Origin of the sequence: Oligoflexus sp. (genome assembly GCF_035638955.1) — a bacterium.
In the GTDB taxonomy this organism is placed as follows: Bacteria; Bdellovibrionota_B; Oligoflexia; order Oligoflexales; family Oligoflexaceae; genus Oligoflexus.
In genome coordinates, this window is record NZ_DASQYZ010000488.1 from 1 (window position 1) to 15,116 (window position 15,116).

The following is a 15,116-nucleotide window of genomic DNA, read 5'->3' on the forward strand; positions in this document are numbered from 1 at the left end:
TTTTCTGGCACAAGTCCATGCTTCAGAGAAAAGATGAAAAAAGCTATTGATCAGTTCTATGCCGAGGCTAGCGTAGATGGGCCGAAATTGAGTTCTGAAGCTTTCGATTCAAAATGGTCTTCAAAAGTCGAAGTGGTTACGCAGCAGATTGCCAATGAGTGCCCCAGTTCAGATTTGGACTTTCTCAGTGAGGTAGCGTTAAATGAATGCAAATATTAAAAAATGGGTCCTTCTGACGTCATTCTCAGATCGTTTGCAGGCGGATCTTGCGGCATGTGCAATACGAGGGTCTGGAATCAGAGTTGAATTGAAATCAGACGACGCTGGCGGCCTCTACCCGCCCCTCACGGTAGCCTATGGAGTTGAACTGTATGTTCCCGAGGAGCAGCTCGATCATGCCAAAGAACTTCTGCAAGGTATATCGGATGCGTAATATTCAACCTAAACCTTCTTAATGACTACAATGAAATACTAGCTTTTAACGACCTTGAAGCTTTTGAGCACGGGCTGCCTTGATTATTTCACATAGCAGCTCCAACATCAGCCGTAAAGACTCGCAGCGATGGACGACGTGTTTTTTTTACAAAGCCAAATTGGCTCTTTTGGTCCGGATTTTTAGATCGTGAGCCCTCCATCACCACCCTGTGCCTTGTGAATCGCGTACAGGAGAGCTTCACGATTCATGCGATGACTTCCTGGAATGTAGAGAGAATCCGCGAGGGCTCTTAGACTGATGATCGAATCGTCAGAATTGTAATCCTCTGGGGTGTCTTCTTTGAGGTTGGGCGATGTTTCGTTGCTCTCTTCCGGATGTAATGTATCTGCTGACATGACCGTCTCTCCCGAGAAGCTGGGCCGACGTGGGGCCTGTTTCACAACCCATCGTAAAGCCCCCCAGCGCCCAGGTGAATTCCTAAAGTTATGCAGACCGCCCGTCCTCAAGGGAGCCACTTGCATAATAATATCTTTTGACAGCATCACCACCCGGCCCCATAAAAAAAATTCAATGCATGTGCATGACACGAAGGGACACATCATGACAGTGACGCCTCTGATTCTTGGCAGTGGACGGTCCGGTCATGCCATTGCTAAGAGTCTCGCCTGTCTTCAGCTCGCACGGCCTGAGCTGAACATCGAAACCCCAGTGTGGCTGGAACGCGGCTCGTCGCTCGCTGACGCACGAAAAAAATATTCCCGTCCCGTTCTGTGCATAGCCAATCCCCACGGATTGCATGCGCCCTCCATCCTGGACGCTGACCGAGCTGGCTATGCCGCCATCCTCTGTGAAAAGCCTGCTTGTATTAACCTGGACGAAGTCCGCGCCCTCCGTGAGGTCAAAACTCCTGTCGCCATATTGCATGTCTATCGACAAACCTGGGGCCTTCAGACTTTGAAACGCCTGCTCGATGAGCAGACCCTAGGTCGCATCATTACAATCGAAGGCCGCTACTGGCAGGCGTCAGCTGCCGAACGCGCTTTGCACCAAAAAAGCCATCAAGCCCAAGGCTGGAAGGACGATCCCAGAATATCCGGGGCGTTTGATACGTATCTGGACCTCGGCACACACTGGATTGATGCCGTAAGCTTTCTCATGGGAGCAACGCCGAATCGCATCGACGGTTGGCGCTCGTATATCAATGCGGAAACACCCCATCGGGATACCCATGTGCAGCTCACACTGGATTATCCACAAGGACGGGCCTTAGGATCGATCTCCAAGACCGTCCATGGAGCCACCAATCATTTTGAAATCAACGTGCTCGGATCACAGGGTAGCGCGACCTGGCAATTCCTGCAGCCGGATGAAATTATTTTAGGTGTGGGTCGTGATCGGAAGGTGATGACTCGCAAGGATACGGAGTTGGGTTCGAGGCAGCCGCCCTATCATGGGATGGGGTGGCTGGAAGGTTACATTGAAATAGCGTCCTGCCTTCTCGATGAGGCTTTTGGCCAAAAAAAACGTTCCTATCCGCATCTCGCGACCAACCTGGATATCCTGGAGGCCATGTTTCAAGCGAGATGGCAGGAGGAACGTTGACTTTCAGAAGCGGAAACCAATGCCGCCGTACAGCGCGAACAGGTTTTCAAAACCCTGATCGGTGGCCAGAAGGGTCATGTTCCGCACATAGATCTTAATGTGAAACATGCGACCAAAGTGAAATTTCTGGCCCAGGCCAAGATTCAAAAGCGGATTGCTATCATCACGGGCCGTGGGACGACCGGCTGTGCCGTAGAACTGAGGTGTATCGGGCAACGCACCGATTTTATTATTGTTCGCAGCCGCTTGAGCCGGATCGTTATTAGGATCGGTCGGGTCAATATAAACGCCGCGCGGCAGGTTGCCGTTTTTCAGGACTTCCTGCTTCTTATAAAACTTGGATTGAGCCAAACCCACGCCCAGTTCCAAAAACAAATCAAAATAACTGGTGGTTGAACCCAGACTGAACAGCTGCTTGCCGTAAACTGGCGTCCAGATCACGTTGGCCATCAGCATCTGCTGGATTTCGCGAATCGGCACATAAGCAGGCCCGAAACGTGGAAACTGATCATTATTCTTATCAGCCGTTTTCAGATTGTCATTGCCGCAGGCTACGCCGACTTCATTGCTGGGATCATAGTAGAAATTTTCAATACAGGTCCGTTCCGCCTTGTCCTCGTTCACACCTTTGTTGACGACAAAGGAAAAACCGAGGGTTTCATTCAGGAAATAGGACGCGTCAGCGCCTATGAGGAAGGTATTCACATAGGATTGGTTCATGACAAAGCCAATAGCCGGCAGGCCAAGCTCAAAGCGCTCGGACTTGGGATAAAGCTTGTTCATCACCACGTCCCGACCTTCAGTGGCCTTTTTATAATCGGCCCATGCGGTTGGCATCGCACTTACTAAACCGATCAGAAACACAAGTTTTTTCATCGAGGCCTTCCTTGTCAAGGACGCAACGCCGCGGGGGCTGGGCACAATCGCTCATCACCTGCTATTGTATCATGGCTATGGCTGACGAGGGATAGGGCTCGCCAGGAACCGCATACACAGTCCTGGCTGTCGACTTGGGGCCTATCGGAAAAAAACGAAAAAACTTGAGCCTTGCCGTATGAATCCGCTCCCTCAGGACCGGGCCATCGCGTTAAACGCCGCTTCGAGCTCCGTCAAACGTTTGGCACAACGGGCCTTGGCTGATGATAACTCAGCCGGGGAGGCCGTCTTGCTTATGGTTTCATGGACCGAGAAATAAAATTTAATCTTCGGTTCGGTTCCCGAAGGACGGGCACTGACCTTGGAACCATCGGCGAGGACAAACTGCAAAACATTGGAGCGTGGCATATCATAGGGTTTGGTTACGCCTTTGCCCTTGTCAAAGCTTGTTTCCTTTTGCGCATCGACGTCGCGCAAAATGCGAACCTCCGAACCGGCGATCTCCCGAGGCGGATCAGACCGCAGACGCTCCATCATCTGACGGATGCGATCGGCACCCTCCTTGCCCGGTAGTGTCAGGGTTGCCAGCGACTCCAGATAAACCCCGTGACGCAAATAGAGCTCATCGAGCACCATGCTCAGGGTCTTGCCCTTGGATTTATAATAGGCCACCATTTCAGCCGCAAGGCAGCAGGCACTGACGGCATCCTTGTCCCTTACAAACGTGCCGGCCAGGAAACCGTAACTTTCCTCACCGCCGCACACATACTGGCGATAGGGTTTGCTACGACCTTTTTCAATGTCGTCCACAAGCTGACAGATCCATTTGAAACCGGTCAGCGTCTCTTCACAGGTGGCGCCGTAGTGTTGAGCAATATCAATCTGCTGATCGGTGGTCACAATCGTTTTGATCACCAAAGGACTGGCCGGCATGCGACCGGCATCCTTAAGACCGGACAGATAAAAATCCACCAGAAGGGAACCAATCTGGTTGCCGTTGAAAACGCGATAATCGTTCTCCTCACGCACCACGATCCCGATCCGATCCGTGTCAGGATCGGTACCAAGGACCAGGTCCGCTTTCAGTTTACGGCCCAGGTCGATCGCCATCTGCATGGCCTCGGGATCTTCGGGATTCGGAAACTTCACAGTGGGGAAATTACCGTCAGGCTTGGCCTGCTCAGGAACCACCGAGACATCCTTAAAGCCATAGCGCTTGAGGGACTCGGTGACGGGATAAGCTCCGGTCCCGTGGAGCGGAGAATAAACAATCTTAAAACCTTCACGGCCCTCTTTGCGAACGGAAAGCTTTTCCACTTCCTTGAAATAAATTTCATCGAACTCGACGCCCACTTCATGAATGAGGCCCTTCTTCACGCCTTCTTCAAAAGACATGAAACGAATCGATTCATACTTCGTTAGCGCCGCATAACGCGCAATCACAGCTTCATCATAAGGTGGCACGATCTGTCCGCCGGTTTCCCAATAAACCTTATAGCCATTGTATTCAGGAGGATTGTGGCTGGCGGTCACGCACACGCCGCCTTTGCAACCGTAATGACGAACCATGAACGACAGCATCGGCGTCGGCCGCAGTTCCTTGGTGATGTAGGCATGAATGCCATTGGCTGCCATCACGCCCGCGGTGGCTTCCGCAAACTCTCGGGAAAAATGTCGCGAGTCATAGGAAATCGCGATCGACTTCTTGGCCTGATCCTTGAACACAGAATTAAGTTCATCCGCAAAAGCCTGGCTGGCTTTCCGCACGTTATAAATATTAATACGCGCCGAGCCGGCCCCGAGGATGCCGCGCATCCCGCCAGTGCCAAACTCCAGATCGCGATAGAATCGTTCCGTGAGTTCTTTTTCATTTTGACTGCTGAGAAGCCCGGTGATTTCCGTGCGAGTCTTGTCGTCGAAAACCTGGGAAGTCGACCAATATTGAGCGAGCTTGCGGATATTGTCTTGCAAGGGGGCACCTCTTTGATGCTTCGTTGGCCATGGAACCGGTGCTCAACGCACACACAAAGCCATAGAAGCACAAAAGGATGCCCGGCTCAATCAGTCTAATTGCGGCCAGGCGGCAAATTCTGTCAACTCGCGCACACTGGACTGGCAGGCCTGAGGATAAGCCAACAGATAAGCGATACCCAGGCCATTGAGACGGTAATCACCGCAAAGCTTGCGACCTGCAACAGGCAGGTTGACATCCATCCCGACGGTCGGAAGATTCAGCAGAACGTTCGGCGCCCGCAACTGACTGACCCATGGTTTGGTCCGTTCCACAGGCCCGATCAAAGACGTCACCAGGGACGCTTCCGTATTATTCGAGGCCTGAATGGCCTGATCCACATCACGATAGCTATAAACAGCCACATCAGGACACATCAGGACGTTGCTCTGATAGGAACTGCTTGAATCCATGTCCGCAAAGAAGTGCACGCCGGGCGTTACGAAATAGCCAGCTGTCCCGGTATTGTAAACCTTGCCCCATACCCAGGTATCCGAGGCTTCACGCTTGGCCATGGTCTGATAGCGCAGAAACTTGTCCACGGCCTTCTGTGCGTAAAGCGGCCCAAGATGCGGATCTTCCGTACCATCGGTTGGCCCGATCCTCAGAGCCCGAACCGCACGAACCATTTCCTTTTTGAATGCCTCAAGTTTAGATTCGTGAATATAAACCTGGCTGGTCGAAGTATTCAACTGACCGGCGTTTTTAATCACGCCATACATCACGCACCGTACCGATTCTTTGACATCGGCTTCACTATCGACGATCACCGAATTCTTACCGCCGGATTGCAGCAGAAGCACACGACTGATCTGGCCCATGTAATCGCGGCGAATGGTATCGCAGTGTTCGCGGGATCCGGAATAGATCACAGCCTGAACGCGTTTGTCCTGAAGGATCTTCACAAAGGTCTGGTAGTTACCAAACACAATATTCACGGCACCCTTGGGCAGCTCAAGCTGATTCACGACGCATCCAAAGAGCACACCGGACAGCACCGCATGAGACGATGGCATGGCCAGCAGAGGTGCCCCTGCGATCAAGGCTCCCGCAAAAGTTTGCACGAACGTGGCGAGTGGCGTGGAAAACGGCAGAAAAGCCACGGTAATACCGTTGGCTTGCAGATTGAATTCCGTGTCAGGCCAGGCGAGCCGGACAGGCCCCAAAAGGGATTCACGGATCCGACTGCTTTCCGCCAACACCGCATCCAACTGCTGACAGGCGCTATGAAAGTCCGCCTGCGCTTCCCAGCGCGGTTTGCCAGCCTCGATACAGAGCGCATCGACAATCAGGGTCCGGTAATCTGTGATCACCTGTCGCAGGCGCGCGAGGTATTCCAGGCGCTTTTCCATCGACATGGCGGATAAATCCTTTTGCGCCTGGTCAGCGGCATCCACGGCCGATTCCAGCAATTTTTTACTGACTAAAACTTTGACGATGGCGTCCCCGCGGGATGGATTGAAAGATCCCTGCAGGACCTCGGACTTGGGGTCGAGGCTCCATTCACCACCAATAAAATGCCCCGGAAATTCCAGGGGAAATCGTCGTTCCTGGAGCGCCTGAAAGAAAGTTTCAAAGCCCATGGTCTCCCCCTTATTGGCGAATCTGGGCCCCGCATTCGAGAAAGGTCGAGTGCACGCGTGCCCGACGCCTTATATTCTTTCGACTTTTGTGCGGAAAATCTCGACTCTCCTGAATTGTATCGGGAGAGCCCCTTGAAGTCTAAGCTATTTTTGGCTCGAAAGCATGGGCTTGTTTTACTTTCCGACGCAAAAATCTCGAAAGATTTTATCCAATACATCCTCGACATCAATCGTGCCAAGGATACTGCTGAGTGCCCTTGCTGCATTTTGCAGCTCGAAGGCCAAAAGTTCATCGTAGTGACCGGCCGCTTCAGCGTTAAAATACGCGATAAGATCCGCCTTCGCCGTTTGCAGTGCAGCAAGATGACGAGCGGAACTCACGAAGGGTTCTTCGCTGAGTTTTCCCACAAAACCGTCAACTCTTTTTACAATTTCTTCTTCCAATTGTTCAAGTCCCCGCTCAGCCTGGCAGGAAATCATCAGATAACCCTTGGCCCAGGCGGGAACGCCGAGATCCGCTTTGGTCAAGACGCGCAGACAGCGTTCAGCTCCGAGCTGAGCTTCCAAACGGTCGGTTTCCTGAAGATCCTCGGCTTCGGCATCCGCTGCGTTCAGGAGGAGGATAAGATCGGATTCCTGCGCCAGCTCCAAACCACGCGCAATACCTACTTTCTCCACCGCATCCTTGGCTTCACGAACTCCTGCCGTATCCACAAGGCGAATCAGGCGACCACGTACGCGGCAGGGTTCCTCAAGATAATCGCGGGTGGTCCCTGCATGCTCCGTTACGATCGCCCGCTCCTTGCCCAGCAGCGTATTCAAAAGCGTGGACTTGCCCATGTTGGGCCGACCAAGGATCGTCACCATCAGCCCCTGGGCGGCGACTCGACCGCTGCCGTAGCTGTCCTCCAGTTTCTGAATGCGCTGCATGACTTTTTCCACGCGCACCCGCACCATGGATAAATCCACATCCTGGGTATCGCCCTCATCTGGAAAATCAATCCTGGCGGCGAGATAAGCCATGGACTCAATCACACTGGCCCTTAGCTCCTCGATCGTCCGCGCAAAACGTCCCGTGGCAAGTTGCCTTGCGGCCAACCACTGCTGCTCAGTTTGGGCCTCCACGAGCTGCTTAATGCCTTCCGCCGAGCTGAGATCCATTTTTCCATGCAGAAAAGCCCGCCTCGTAAATTCTCCAGGTTCAGCTGGTCGAAATCCATGCGCATAGAGAATATGCAGAAGGCGTCCCACAATATAGGGTCCGCCGTGACAATAAAGCTCGGCGGCATCCTCGCCTGTAAAGGAGGCGGGACCATGAAACACAGCCACCATCAGCTCATCCACCACAGCCTGGCTGGATGGATCCAAAAATTGGGCCATCATCATTACGCGAGGGGTGACCGGGGCTGCCGAACGGCGCCGCAGGAGTTTTTCCAGAAGCGGAAGAGCATGGGTCCCGCTGATGCGGATCATGGCCACGGCGGACGCGCCTGAGGCTGTGGCCAGCGCGGCGATCGGTTCGCCCACAAAGCGAAGCCCGGCAGATGCCGGGCTTGCAGTTGGCGCCGATGATGCTTGTCGATTGGAATCTTTAGCGTTCATCACCATACTCAGGTTCATCTTTTTTGCGAATCGGCAGGATCATCAGTTTGCGATTGGGTCCTGTGCCGATCGATTTGGTATAAACTCGGTCATCCTTATCAAGCGCCATGTGAATGATCTTGCGATCATACGAGCTCTTGTAATTCAAAACGATAGGGCGCTTGTTCTCGTGTACTTTTTCCGAAAGGTCCCGAGCCAGTTCCACCAGATCGGTTTCCCGCTTACGGCGTACACCCTGGACATCCACGAAAATCCGAAACGGCAGCTCGCGTTTGATATGCCGCGGCTTTTTCCGCAGGATGTGCTCCAGCGCTTCCGCCAGCTTGCTGTTTTTCATCATCTGACCCGCGAGGTACTCATCATCGCAGTCCAGGATCAAACGATTGCCTTCGAGTTCGGCTTTAACCGTCACGGGCTTATTGCTGATGGCACTGCAAATGTCCTGACAGAATTTTTGCAGGTCGCGTTTCAGAGCTTCGACTTCCTGCGGGCTCAGGGCTTCGACTTCACCATCGTTTTCCTGGCCGTCTTCCGTCATCAGCTGTTCAATGTCGATTGCTTTTTTCCAGGCAGCGATCTCTATTTTTTTGCCAAGAAAGGAGAAAAGGCCTCCACTTCCCTGCGATACCACTCTGTAATCGAGTTGGCTTTGATCCACTTGCAAACGAGTCGCGGCCTCGGAAAGTGCGAGATCCAAGGTTTTGGCAGTCACGCGAACTTCATTGCCTTTATTCTGCATCGAATACTCCTCTGTGATTGGGCCCCAGACAGCCATCGTCTGCTGATCCAGGCCGCATCCGCCCCTCTCGGCTCAACCCAACTGCTTTGCCAACCTTTTATTAAGCCACTGCTGCTGAACGATCGATACGATCGTATTGGTGATCATATACAGCACCATACCCGCTGGCATTGACAGCATCATCAGGCCGAAAATTACTGGCATCATTAACATGATCTTTTCTTGATTCTTATCCATACCGGGGTTGGGAGTCAATTTTTGTTGCAAAAACATACCCACGGCCAGCAGTATTGGGGTGATGTAATAAGGATCGCGAGACGCCAGATCCGTGATCCAGCCAAAGAAAGGCGCGTGCCGCAGCTCGATCGTCTGTGATAGCAGGTTGTAGAAGGCGATGAAGACCGGAATCTGAGGCAGGATCGGCAAACAACCTTTAAATGGGTTCACTTTGTTCTGAGACATGAAAGCCATCAGCTCACGCTGCTGACGTTGCGGGTCATCTTTGAATTTTTCACGGATAGCCGTCATCTCAGGCTGGAGCTTTTGCATTTTTTTCATCGACACCGCAGCTGCTTTTGTCAATGGATAAAACAAAAGTTTCAACAAAACCGTGATGACGATAATCGCAAGACCCCAGTTGTGAAGAAGTTTATGCAATTCCTTCAGAACGATCATAAGCGGATGCGCAAAAAACGAAAACCAACCCAGCTTGATGCTGCTGGCCAGAGCGGGATCATGAGCAGCCAGGATATCCCTCTGCTTCGGACCAAAATATCCAGACAGGTCCACAGAAACCGTTCCACCTGCCTCAACCAAGCCAAACTTCTGCCAGGCGAGGATTGTCGTCGGGCAGAACAAAGCATTCGCTTCGGACGATCGCTGCAAAAGATAATTCATGGGCTGATCTTTGGCCCAAAGGAAGGACAGGAAGTAATGCCGATCGATACCGATGTAATCAAGTTTCTCGCCGGTCAGGTTGAAGGCGGTGGGATCCGCATCTTCCTTGCAAAGATCGTGAACCAGCATTTCATTGGTTTTACCGTTTACGCTGTAGACAAAGGTGGTGGCACTGGCTGGATTGCCTCCAAACATGCTGCTTAGAAAACCACCGCTGCTGGGCGGTTGCGCGATATTCTCTTGCACCAAAGCGCCGCCGGTCAATTCCTGGGGAACCGCCGCGTTGTTCTTGAAATTCACTTTCACCTGCAGACCGTAGCCATCTTCGGGAACTGTGAAGATCTGTTCAATCGCCCAATTGTTTTCCGTGCGGCTGAAACGAATCGTATTGCCTTCGCGCTGTCCGGCAAAGCCTTTTTGTCCCAATTTATCCTGAATATTGGTCGTGCCCTGCACCAAAATCGGACTATCCAGCACTTCCACCTGGTAACCGGATTTCTGATCCTGCGCATAATCCTTCAGTTGAATGCTGGCGATGCCACCGAGACTTTGATCGAAACGGATGATCCGCGTTTTCGTGTCAAACGTGAGTTCCTGAGCCGTGAGGGAAGTGACCTGCGCGGGAGCCAGAGTCGCGGCGCCTGGAGCAGCTGCATCAGCAGGAGGAGCCGATGCGGCAGCAGCGGGGGCGGGATTCGGCGTGGTGGGCGTTGGGGCCGGTGTCGGCTCCTCCACCGTCTCACCTCGATTGCCCGCGTAAAAGTCGGGATACTTGCTTTGTAAATAGGTCATATAACCCATAAAAAGCAACGTACAGATAAACACAGCGACAATAGACTTCTTATCCCAATTCATGGAAGGTCCACTCCTCCTGGATGCCACGGATGGCACCTAAGTATGCGACAACAGATTTTCTTGATGGCTACGGAAAAAGGGTCCTTTTCCAGACAAGCAACGGCGTAACGGGAGCAGCTCGGATAAAACCGACAGCGTGGTCCCAGGAGCGGCGCCAGGCAAATCTGGTAGATTCTGATGGGCACGATGAAGATACGCCCAATCATGCACAACGCTCCCCGATGTGGCGTGAAAAGATAAAAGCAGGGGGCTGGACTCAAGACAGCGGCTGAATAGGACTAATCGTTTTTCCACCCGAACCCGGACGCTGTTGCAGGCGATTCTGCAAACGGTCCAATGCCGAATGAAACGAACGCGCGACCTCGTCAAAGTCAGCTTCCGCGGCCAGACCACGAGCGATCACAACGATGTCGATCCCCTCGGGTTTGTGCAGACGCGTCCGAAAAATCTCGCGGAGCCGCCGCTTCACCAGATTCCTGATGACCGCGCTACCGACCTTTTTCGACACGATAAAGCCGATTTTTGACAAAGTCTCATCATTGCGTCGACCGATCAAGACCAGATGCGGGGTCACCACTTTGGTGCCAGCATCCATCGTCCTGGTAAACTCGGTTCGGCGCAGCAGTCTTTGCTGTTTTGAAAACTCCAGCATGAAATTCTCTGGAGCGTTAGGTTACTTCTGATAGATCGTTGGAACGAGGCGCTTACGACCTTTGGCGCGGCGACGACGAAGAACTTCACGACCACCAGGCGATTCCATACGAGCGCGGAAGCCATGGGTACGTTTACGTTTCAGATTGCTGGGTTGAAAAGTACGTTTCATTAGTTACTCCTTAAAAGCAGCTGGCCCACGACTTACATTTTGAATATGGCCACCTGAGCTGAACAGCAGGCGATTCATGTATGAGACAGCCGCGAGACTCTAACAGAACACCTAAGGCATGGCAAGTTCTCTGAAAACCTTGTGGGCATTCACTTTTCACTTGCACTGAGTCAAAGAAGTCTATAAACATAGCCAAAACGACATTGGAGTGTGCCGCTATGGTTAAGACGTTGGCGTGTTTTCTCATATTTTTCAGTATGTTACAAACGCACTCCGCCGCCCTCGAAGCCGCTCCTTATGCCCTGGAAGTCCAGCCTGTACGTGTCCAGGCCGATTTCGATGGTGTCGTCAAAGTCGCTTACCTGGAGCCCTGTGGCGCTCAATTTGCCGGGTTTGTCTATCGAGTCGAAGAAGGCAACGAGCTCAAAGTGGCCGTTGTGCTGCGCCGCTATCACGCACGTTGCATGGGATTGCTCGGGATGCAGGAAACCACGCTGCCCTTGATCCAGGCTCGAAACTATGCCGCAATTACCTCGATGGATCCCAATCAGGAGCCTTTGATCGTGAAAGCGGCTCCGATTCAAAATCTGCATTTCACGCGCACGTCCGTGCAAGACCTGGGCTCAGCTTCCGGTCACGCCGTCTATACCTCGCAATGCGGGGAAGCCCGTGGACTTCTCGTACTTCCCGAGGCCACCGGCACACGCTTTGCGGTCCTGGAAAGCAGCACCACCCGTCCTTCAGCCTGTAACCGCAGCACCGCGGTTTATACCCTGGATGGACTCGATACGACCCATCTCGCCAACTTTCATCTGATGCAATCGCCGGCCGAGGAAAAAAATCCCGACTACAGTCTGCGCCGCGTTCCTGTGCAACTTCTTGCAACCGACGCTGTGGAACCTTTGACCAAACGCTATCAGGTTTATTATCTGCGCCGCTGCAATGAAGCGCCGATCGGTCTTGTGCAGCAGAATCACAAAAATAAATTGCAGGTGTCCATGCTGGTAGCCCATTACCCGGACATGGCCTGCTCGGATGATGTTCCTAAAAAGATCTGGACCGCTTTTGAGCCGGGCCTGACTGTGCCGGTTCAACAACTGGCTCAGGGTTTGCGGCAAGGCCCTCGGGAGGACCTGACTCTGGTTCGTCCGACCAGTTTTCGCTGGAATGAAACCAAAACCGCCAACGGTCGCGCCAACCTCGAAATCTTTACGATGAGTACCTGCGGTCGCGATCTTGGACTTGTCAGCCGCAGTAATGCAGCCGGATTGGCTGTTGGCATCCTGCAACTGCAGAGTGCTGAACCGTGCAATTCACCGCTGAAAAAGGTAAGCTACGCCTATGACCTGGAACTTCGTCCGCAGGCCAGTCGCGATGTCAAACCTCTGCAACTGGTAGGGACCTGATGCAAAGGAAATGATGTGCGCTGCTGGATTGAACTCAACGCTGCCGCCCTGAAACATAATGTCGAAGTCTTCCGCAAACTGGCCGGCGCAGCCGTGATGGTGCCGGTGATCAAATCCAACGCTTATGGTCACGGCCTTAAAGAAATCCATGAAATTCTTGCGCCTTTGCAACCGGAATGGTTGGGCGTCAACTATCTGAGCGAAGCGGAATCGCTGCGACAGCTCGGTTATCAAATGCGCATCCTGGTGGTCGGACCTATTCATCCCAAGGCCTGTCGGCAGGCATCCCAGCTTCATGCTGATATTTTTTTAAGCGAAGAAACCACACTTCAGGAATGGTTGGCCACCCCAGACGAGCACAAGCCACGCGCGCATCTGAAAATAGACACCGGCATGTCCCGGCAGGGTTTTTTGCCGGAAGAGGCCACCGCCCTGATCGCTCGTCTGCAGCCGCACAAGGACAAACTGGTCGGCATCTGCAGCCATTTTTCCAACGTCGAGGACGTGCTCGAACAAAATTACGCCAATCAACAGATCGATGCTTTTACCGGTGTCGTTCATCAATTCCGCGCAGCGGGCTTTAAACTCCTCTCGCACATGGCGGCCAGTTCCTCGGCGCTGATCATGCAGTCGAGTCGCTTCGATCTCATTCGCGTCGGCATCTCGATCTATGGCCTATGGCCCAGCCGGGCGACTCAGCTTTCCTTCCTGCAAAGCTTTGGTCAGCTGGTGGAACTGGAACCTGTTCTCAGCTGGAAAACGGAAGTGGCCATCGTCAAAGGGGTTCATGCGGGTCAATTCATCGGCTACGGCTGTACCTATAAAGCCCTGCGGGACATGACCATCGCTGTTTTGCCGGTTGGCTATTATGAAGGCTATCCGCGACTGGCCAGCAACCGCGGCCATGTCCTGATCCGCGGTCATCGCTGCCCTATTGTGGGCCGCATTTGTATGAATATGATGATGGTTGATATCAGTCATGTGCCCGCCGTGAAAACGGGTGAACCGGTCACGCTGATCGGCAATGATGGCAAGGAGCATATCGATGCCGCGCAGATCGGCGAATGGGCTGAAACCATTCATTACGAAATAGTCACGCAATTGAATCCAGACATCCCACGTCGTGTGAGTGCGTTATGATTCATCCGCATCGTCTCTGTCAGCTTGAATTGCATTCGGAAAACATCAAAGCATCCATCGCCTTTTTCGCCGAGATTTTTGGCTGGCCGGCGGTCCCGATCGCAATCCATGAATACACGGTGCTTGAGGTGCCGGATGACTGCACCTTCGGCATCAGCATTGTCGGTCACCTGCCGCAGGAGCATCATCCCTATAGTTCCGGTGTGGTGCCGTATTTTGCAGTGGATGGATCCATGCCTGGAATTTTGGAAAAGGTGGAGCAGCTGGGCGGCAAGCAGGTCTGGGGACCGCGCCCTATGCCGGGCTACGGTCAGCTATACTGCATTGAGGATCCGGGCGGCATTCGCATGGGTCTCTATTCGCGTGAAGAGAAAGAGAAACCAACGCCCGTTTGATCAGGCGCGAACTTCAAGCATGCCTCGGGAATTCACCCGCACGCCATCGGCAATGTAGCCATCAGTGAATTCCTGGGGATTGTCCACAGTCCACGCGCGATCCACATAGGCCTGAATCACGGCCTGTCGCAGACGGCGGTTTTCCGACGAATCATCTTTCAGAAACAGACTGATCTTGGGTTTGATCGCATCACTTTTCTGCGCGATCAAAAGTTCGGCCGCCGCAAAGCGCACGCGCTCATCAGGATCCTTCAGGAAATGAGCGATCTTGTCGATCGAATCAGGAATCTGGTACTCGCGCAGATAGCAGAGGATATCGTAATTTTTATCCACGGCCTGCTGATCAAAAGCCACGTCGTTATAATCAAGCGCGGCCTGCAAAGCGTCGACGACCAGCGATTCCTTGCCCAGCGACTTCAGACATTTAATGGGCCATGCGATGCGGCTGGTTTTCTTCAGCCAGTCTTGCAAAAAAGGAACGCCAGCTTCACCGAAGCGGACGATGCCTTCCTGGGCAAGTTCCTTTTCACGGGTGTCGTTAATACCGTGCTCAAGACTATATTCGAAGCGATACAAAAGCAGAGGGATGGCCTGATCGGCTTCCTTAACGTCCCTGGCTAAAAATTCCAGAGCCGCCCAGCGATCTTCCCGAATGGCCTTGGCATTGCGAATCAACTTGCCGGCCCGGTCGAGGCGCTTGGTTTTACGGGAAGCGAAATATTCCTTGATGCCATCAAAAAGTGCCATGGTT

The 15,116-nt window shown here is 52.9% G+C and carries 17 protein-coding genes; 6 read left to right on the forward strand and 11 right to left on the reverse strand.

The genetic code is table 11. The features are described 5' to 3' along the window. The coding region (locus VE954_RS39780; protein WP_324963683.1) for a hypothetical protein at positions 1–219 on the forward strand (219 nt) is incomplete at its 5' end. Continuing rightward, the gene (locus tag VE954_RS39785; RefSeq protein WP_324963685.1) at positions 203–433 is read left to right on the forward strand and encodes a putative signal transducing protein; all 231 of its coding nucleotides are present in this window, start codon (positions 203–205) and stop codon (positions 431–433) included. The genes VE954_RS39780 and VE954_RS39785, both read left to right, overlap by 17 nt. A gap of 182 nt (positions 434–615) precedes the next feature. On the opposite strand, the gene VE954_RS39790 is transcribed toward VE954_RS39785, so the two are convergent. Beyond that, entirely contained in the window at positions 616–831 is a 216-nt protein-coding gene (locus tag VE954_RS39790) for a Rho termination factor N-terminal domain-containing protein (protein WP_324963687.1), read from the reverse strand. Between the two features lie 205 nt (positions 832–1,036). Between VE954_RS39790 and VE954_RS39795 the strand changes: the two genes are divergently transcribed. Beyond that, the gene (locus VE954_RS39795) at positions 1,037–2,038 is read left to right on the forward strand and encodes a Gfo/Idh/MocA family protein (RefSeq protein ID WP_324963688.1); all 1,002 of its coding nucleotides are present in this window, start codon (positions 1,037–1,039) and stop codon (positions 2,036–2,038) included. Between the two features lie 3 nt (positions 2,039–2,041). Here VE954_RS39795 and VE954_RS39800 read toward each other — a convergent pair whose 3' ends face one another. From VE954_RS39800 to rpmH, 9 genes are all read right to left on the reverse strand, one after another. Further along, positions 2,042–2,914 (reverse strand): outer membrane beta-barrel domain-containing protein, encoded by an 873-nt coding sequence (locus tag VE954_RS39800; RefSeq protein WP_324963690.1) that lies wholly within the window; start codon positions 2,912–2,914, stop codon positions 2,042–2,044. Positions 2,915–3,106: 192 nt separating this feature from the next. Next, complete coding sequence (locus VE954_RS39805) at positions 3,107–4,885, reverse strand: phospho-sugar mutase (protein ID WP_324963692.1); 1,779 nt, start codon at positions 4,883–4,885, stop codon at positions 3,107–3,109. 90 nt (positions 4,886–4,975) lie between these two features. After that, positions 4,976–6,508 carry an aldehyde dehydrogenase family protein gene (locus VE954_RS39810; RefSeq protein WP_324963693.1) on the reverse strand — a complete coding sequence of 511 codons (1,533 nt, stop codon included), beginning with the start codon at positions 6,506–6,508 and terminating at the stop codon, positions 4,976–4,978. A 174-nt stretch (positions 6,509–6,682) separates the two neighbouring features. Next, on the reverse strand, positions 6,683–8,110 hold the full coding sequence (mnmE, locus tag VE954_RS39815) for a tRNA uridine-5-carboxymethylaminomethyl(34) synthesis GTPase MnmE (RefSeq protein ID WP_324963695.1): 1,428 nt from the start codon (positions 8,108–8,110) through the stop codon (positions 6,683–6,685). Further along, on the reverse strand, positions 8,100–8,849 hold the full coding sequence (locus tag VE954_RS39820) for a R3H domain-containing nucleic acid-binding protein (protein WP_324963697.1): 750 nt from the start codon (positions 8,847–8,849) through the stop codon (positions 8,100–8,102). Before VE954_RS39820 ends, mnmE begins: the two co-directional genes overlap by 11 nt. Positions 8,850–8,921: 72 nt before the next feature. Beyond that, positions 8,922–10,601, reverse strand: coding sequence for a membrane protein insertase YidC (gene yidC, locus VE954_RS39825; RefSeq protein ID WP_324963699.1), 1,680 nt, complete (start codon positions 10,599–10,601; stop codon positions 8,922–8,924). Then, on the reverse strand, positions 10,598–10,807 hold the full coding sequence (gene yidD / locus VE954_RS39830; RefSeq protein WP_324963700.1) for a membrane protein insertion efficiency factor YidD: 210 nt from the start codon (positions 10,805–10,807) through the stop codon (positions 10,598–10,600). Before yidD ends, yidC begins: the two co-directional genes overlap by 4 nt. A gap of 50 nt (positions 10,808–10,857) precedes the next feature. After that, positions 10,858–11,253, reverse strand: a complete 396-nt coding sequence (rnpA, locus tag VE954_RS39835) for a ribonuclease P protein component (RefSeq protein WP_324963702.1) — start codon at positions 11,251–11,253, stop codon at positions 10,858–10,860. 21 nt (positions 11,254–11,274) lie between these two features. Continuing rightward, positions 11,275–11,424 carry a 50S ribosomal protein L34 gene (gene rpmH / locus VE954_RS39840; protein WP_141730911.1) on the reverse strand — a complete coding sequence of 50 codons (150 nt, stop codon included), beginning with the start codon at positions 11,422–11,424 and terminating at the stop codon, positions 11,275–11,277. 218 nt (positions 11,425–11,642) lie between these two features. On the opposite strand from rpmH, the gene VE954_RS39845 reads away from it, so the two are divergent. The 3 genes from VE954_RS39845 to VE954_RS39855 are packed head-to-tail and all read left to right on the forward strand — an operon-like array spanning position 11,643 to position 14,365. Then, positions 11,643–12,830, forward strand: a complete 1,188-nt coding sequence (locus VE954_RS39845) for a hypothetical protein (RefSeq protein WP_324963706.1) — start codon at positions 11,643–11,645, stop codon at positions 12,828–12,830. A gap of 15 nt (positions 12,831–12,845) precedes the next feature. Continuing rightward, entirely contained in the window at positions 12,846–13,970 is a 1,125-nt protein-coding gene (gene alr / locus VE954_RS39850) for an alanine racemase (protein ID WP_324963708.1), read from the forward strand. Beyond that, positions 13,967–14,365 (forward strand): hypothetical protein, encoded by a 399-nt coding sequence (locus tag VE954_RS39855; RefSeq protein ID WP_324963710.1) that lies wholly within the window; start codon positions 13,967–13,969, stop codon positions 14,363–14,365. Before alr ends, VE954_RS39855 begins: the two co-directional genes overlap by 4 nt. On the opposite strand, the gene VE954_RS39860 is transcribed toward VE954_RS39855, so the two are convergent. Continuing rightward, positions 14,366–15,112 carry a HEAT repeat domain-containing protein gene (locus VE954_RS39860; protein WP_324963712.1) on the reverse strand — a complete coding sequence of 249 codons (747 nt, stop codon included), beginning with the start codon at positions 15,110–15,112 and terminating at the stop codon, positions 14,366–14,368. It lies immediately after the preceding gene. Between the last annotated feature and the right edge of the window lie 4 nt (positions 15,113–15,116).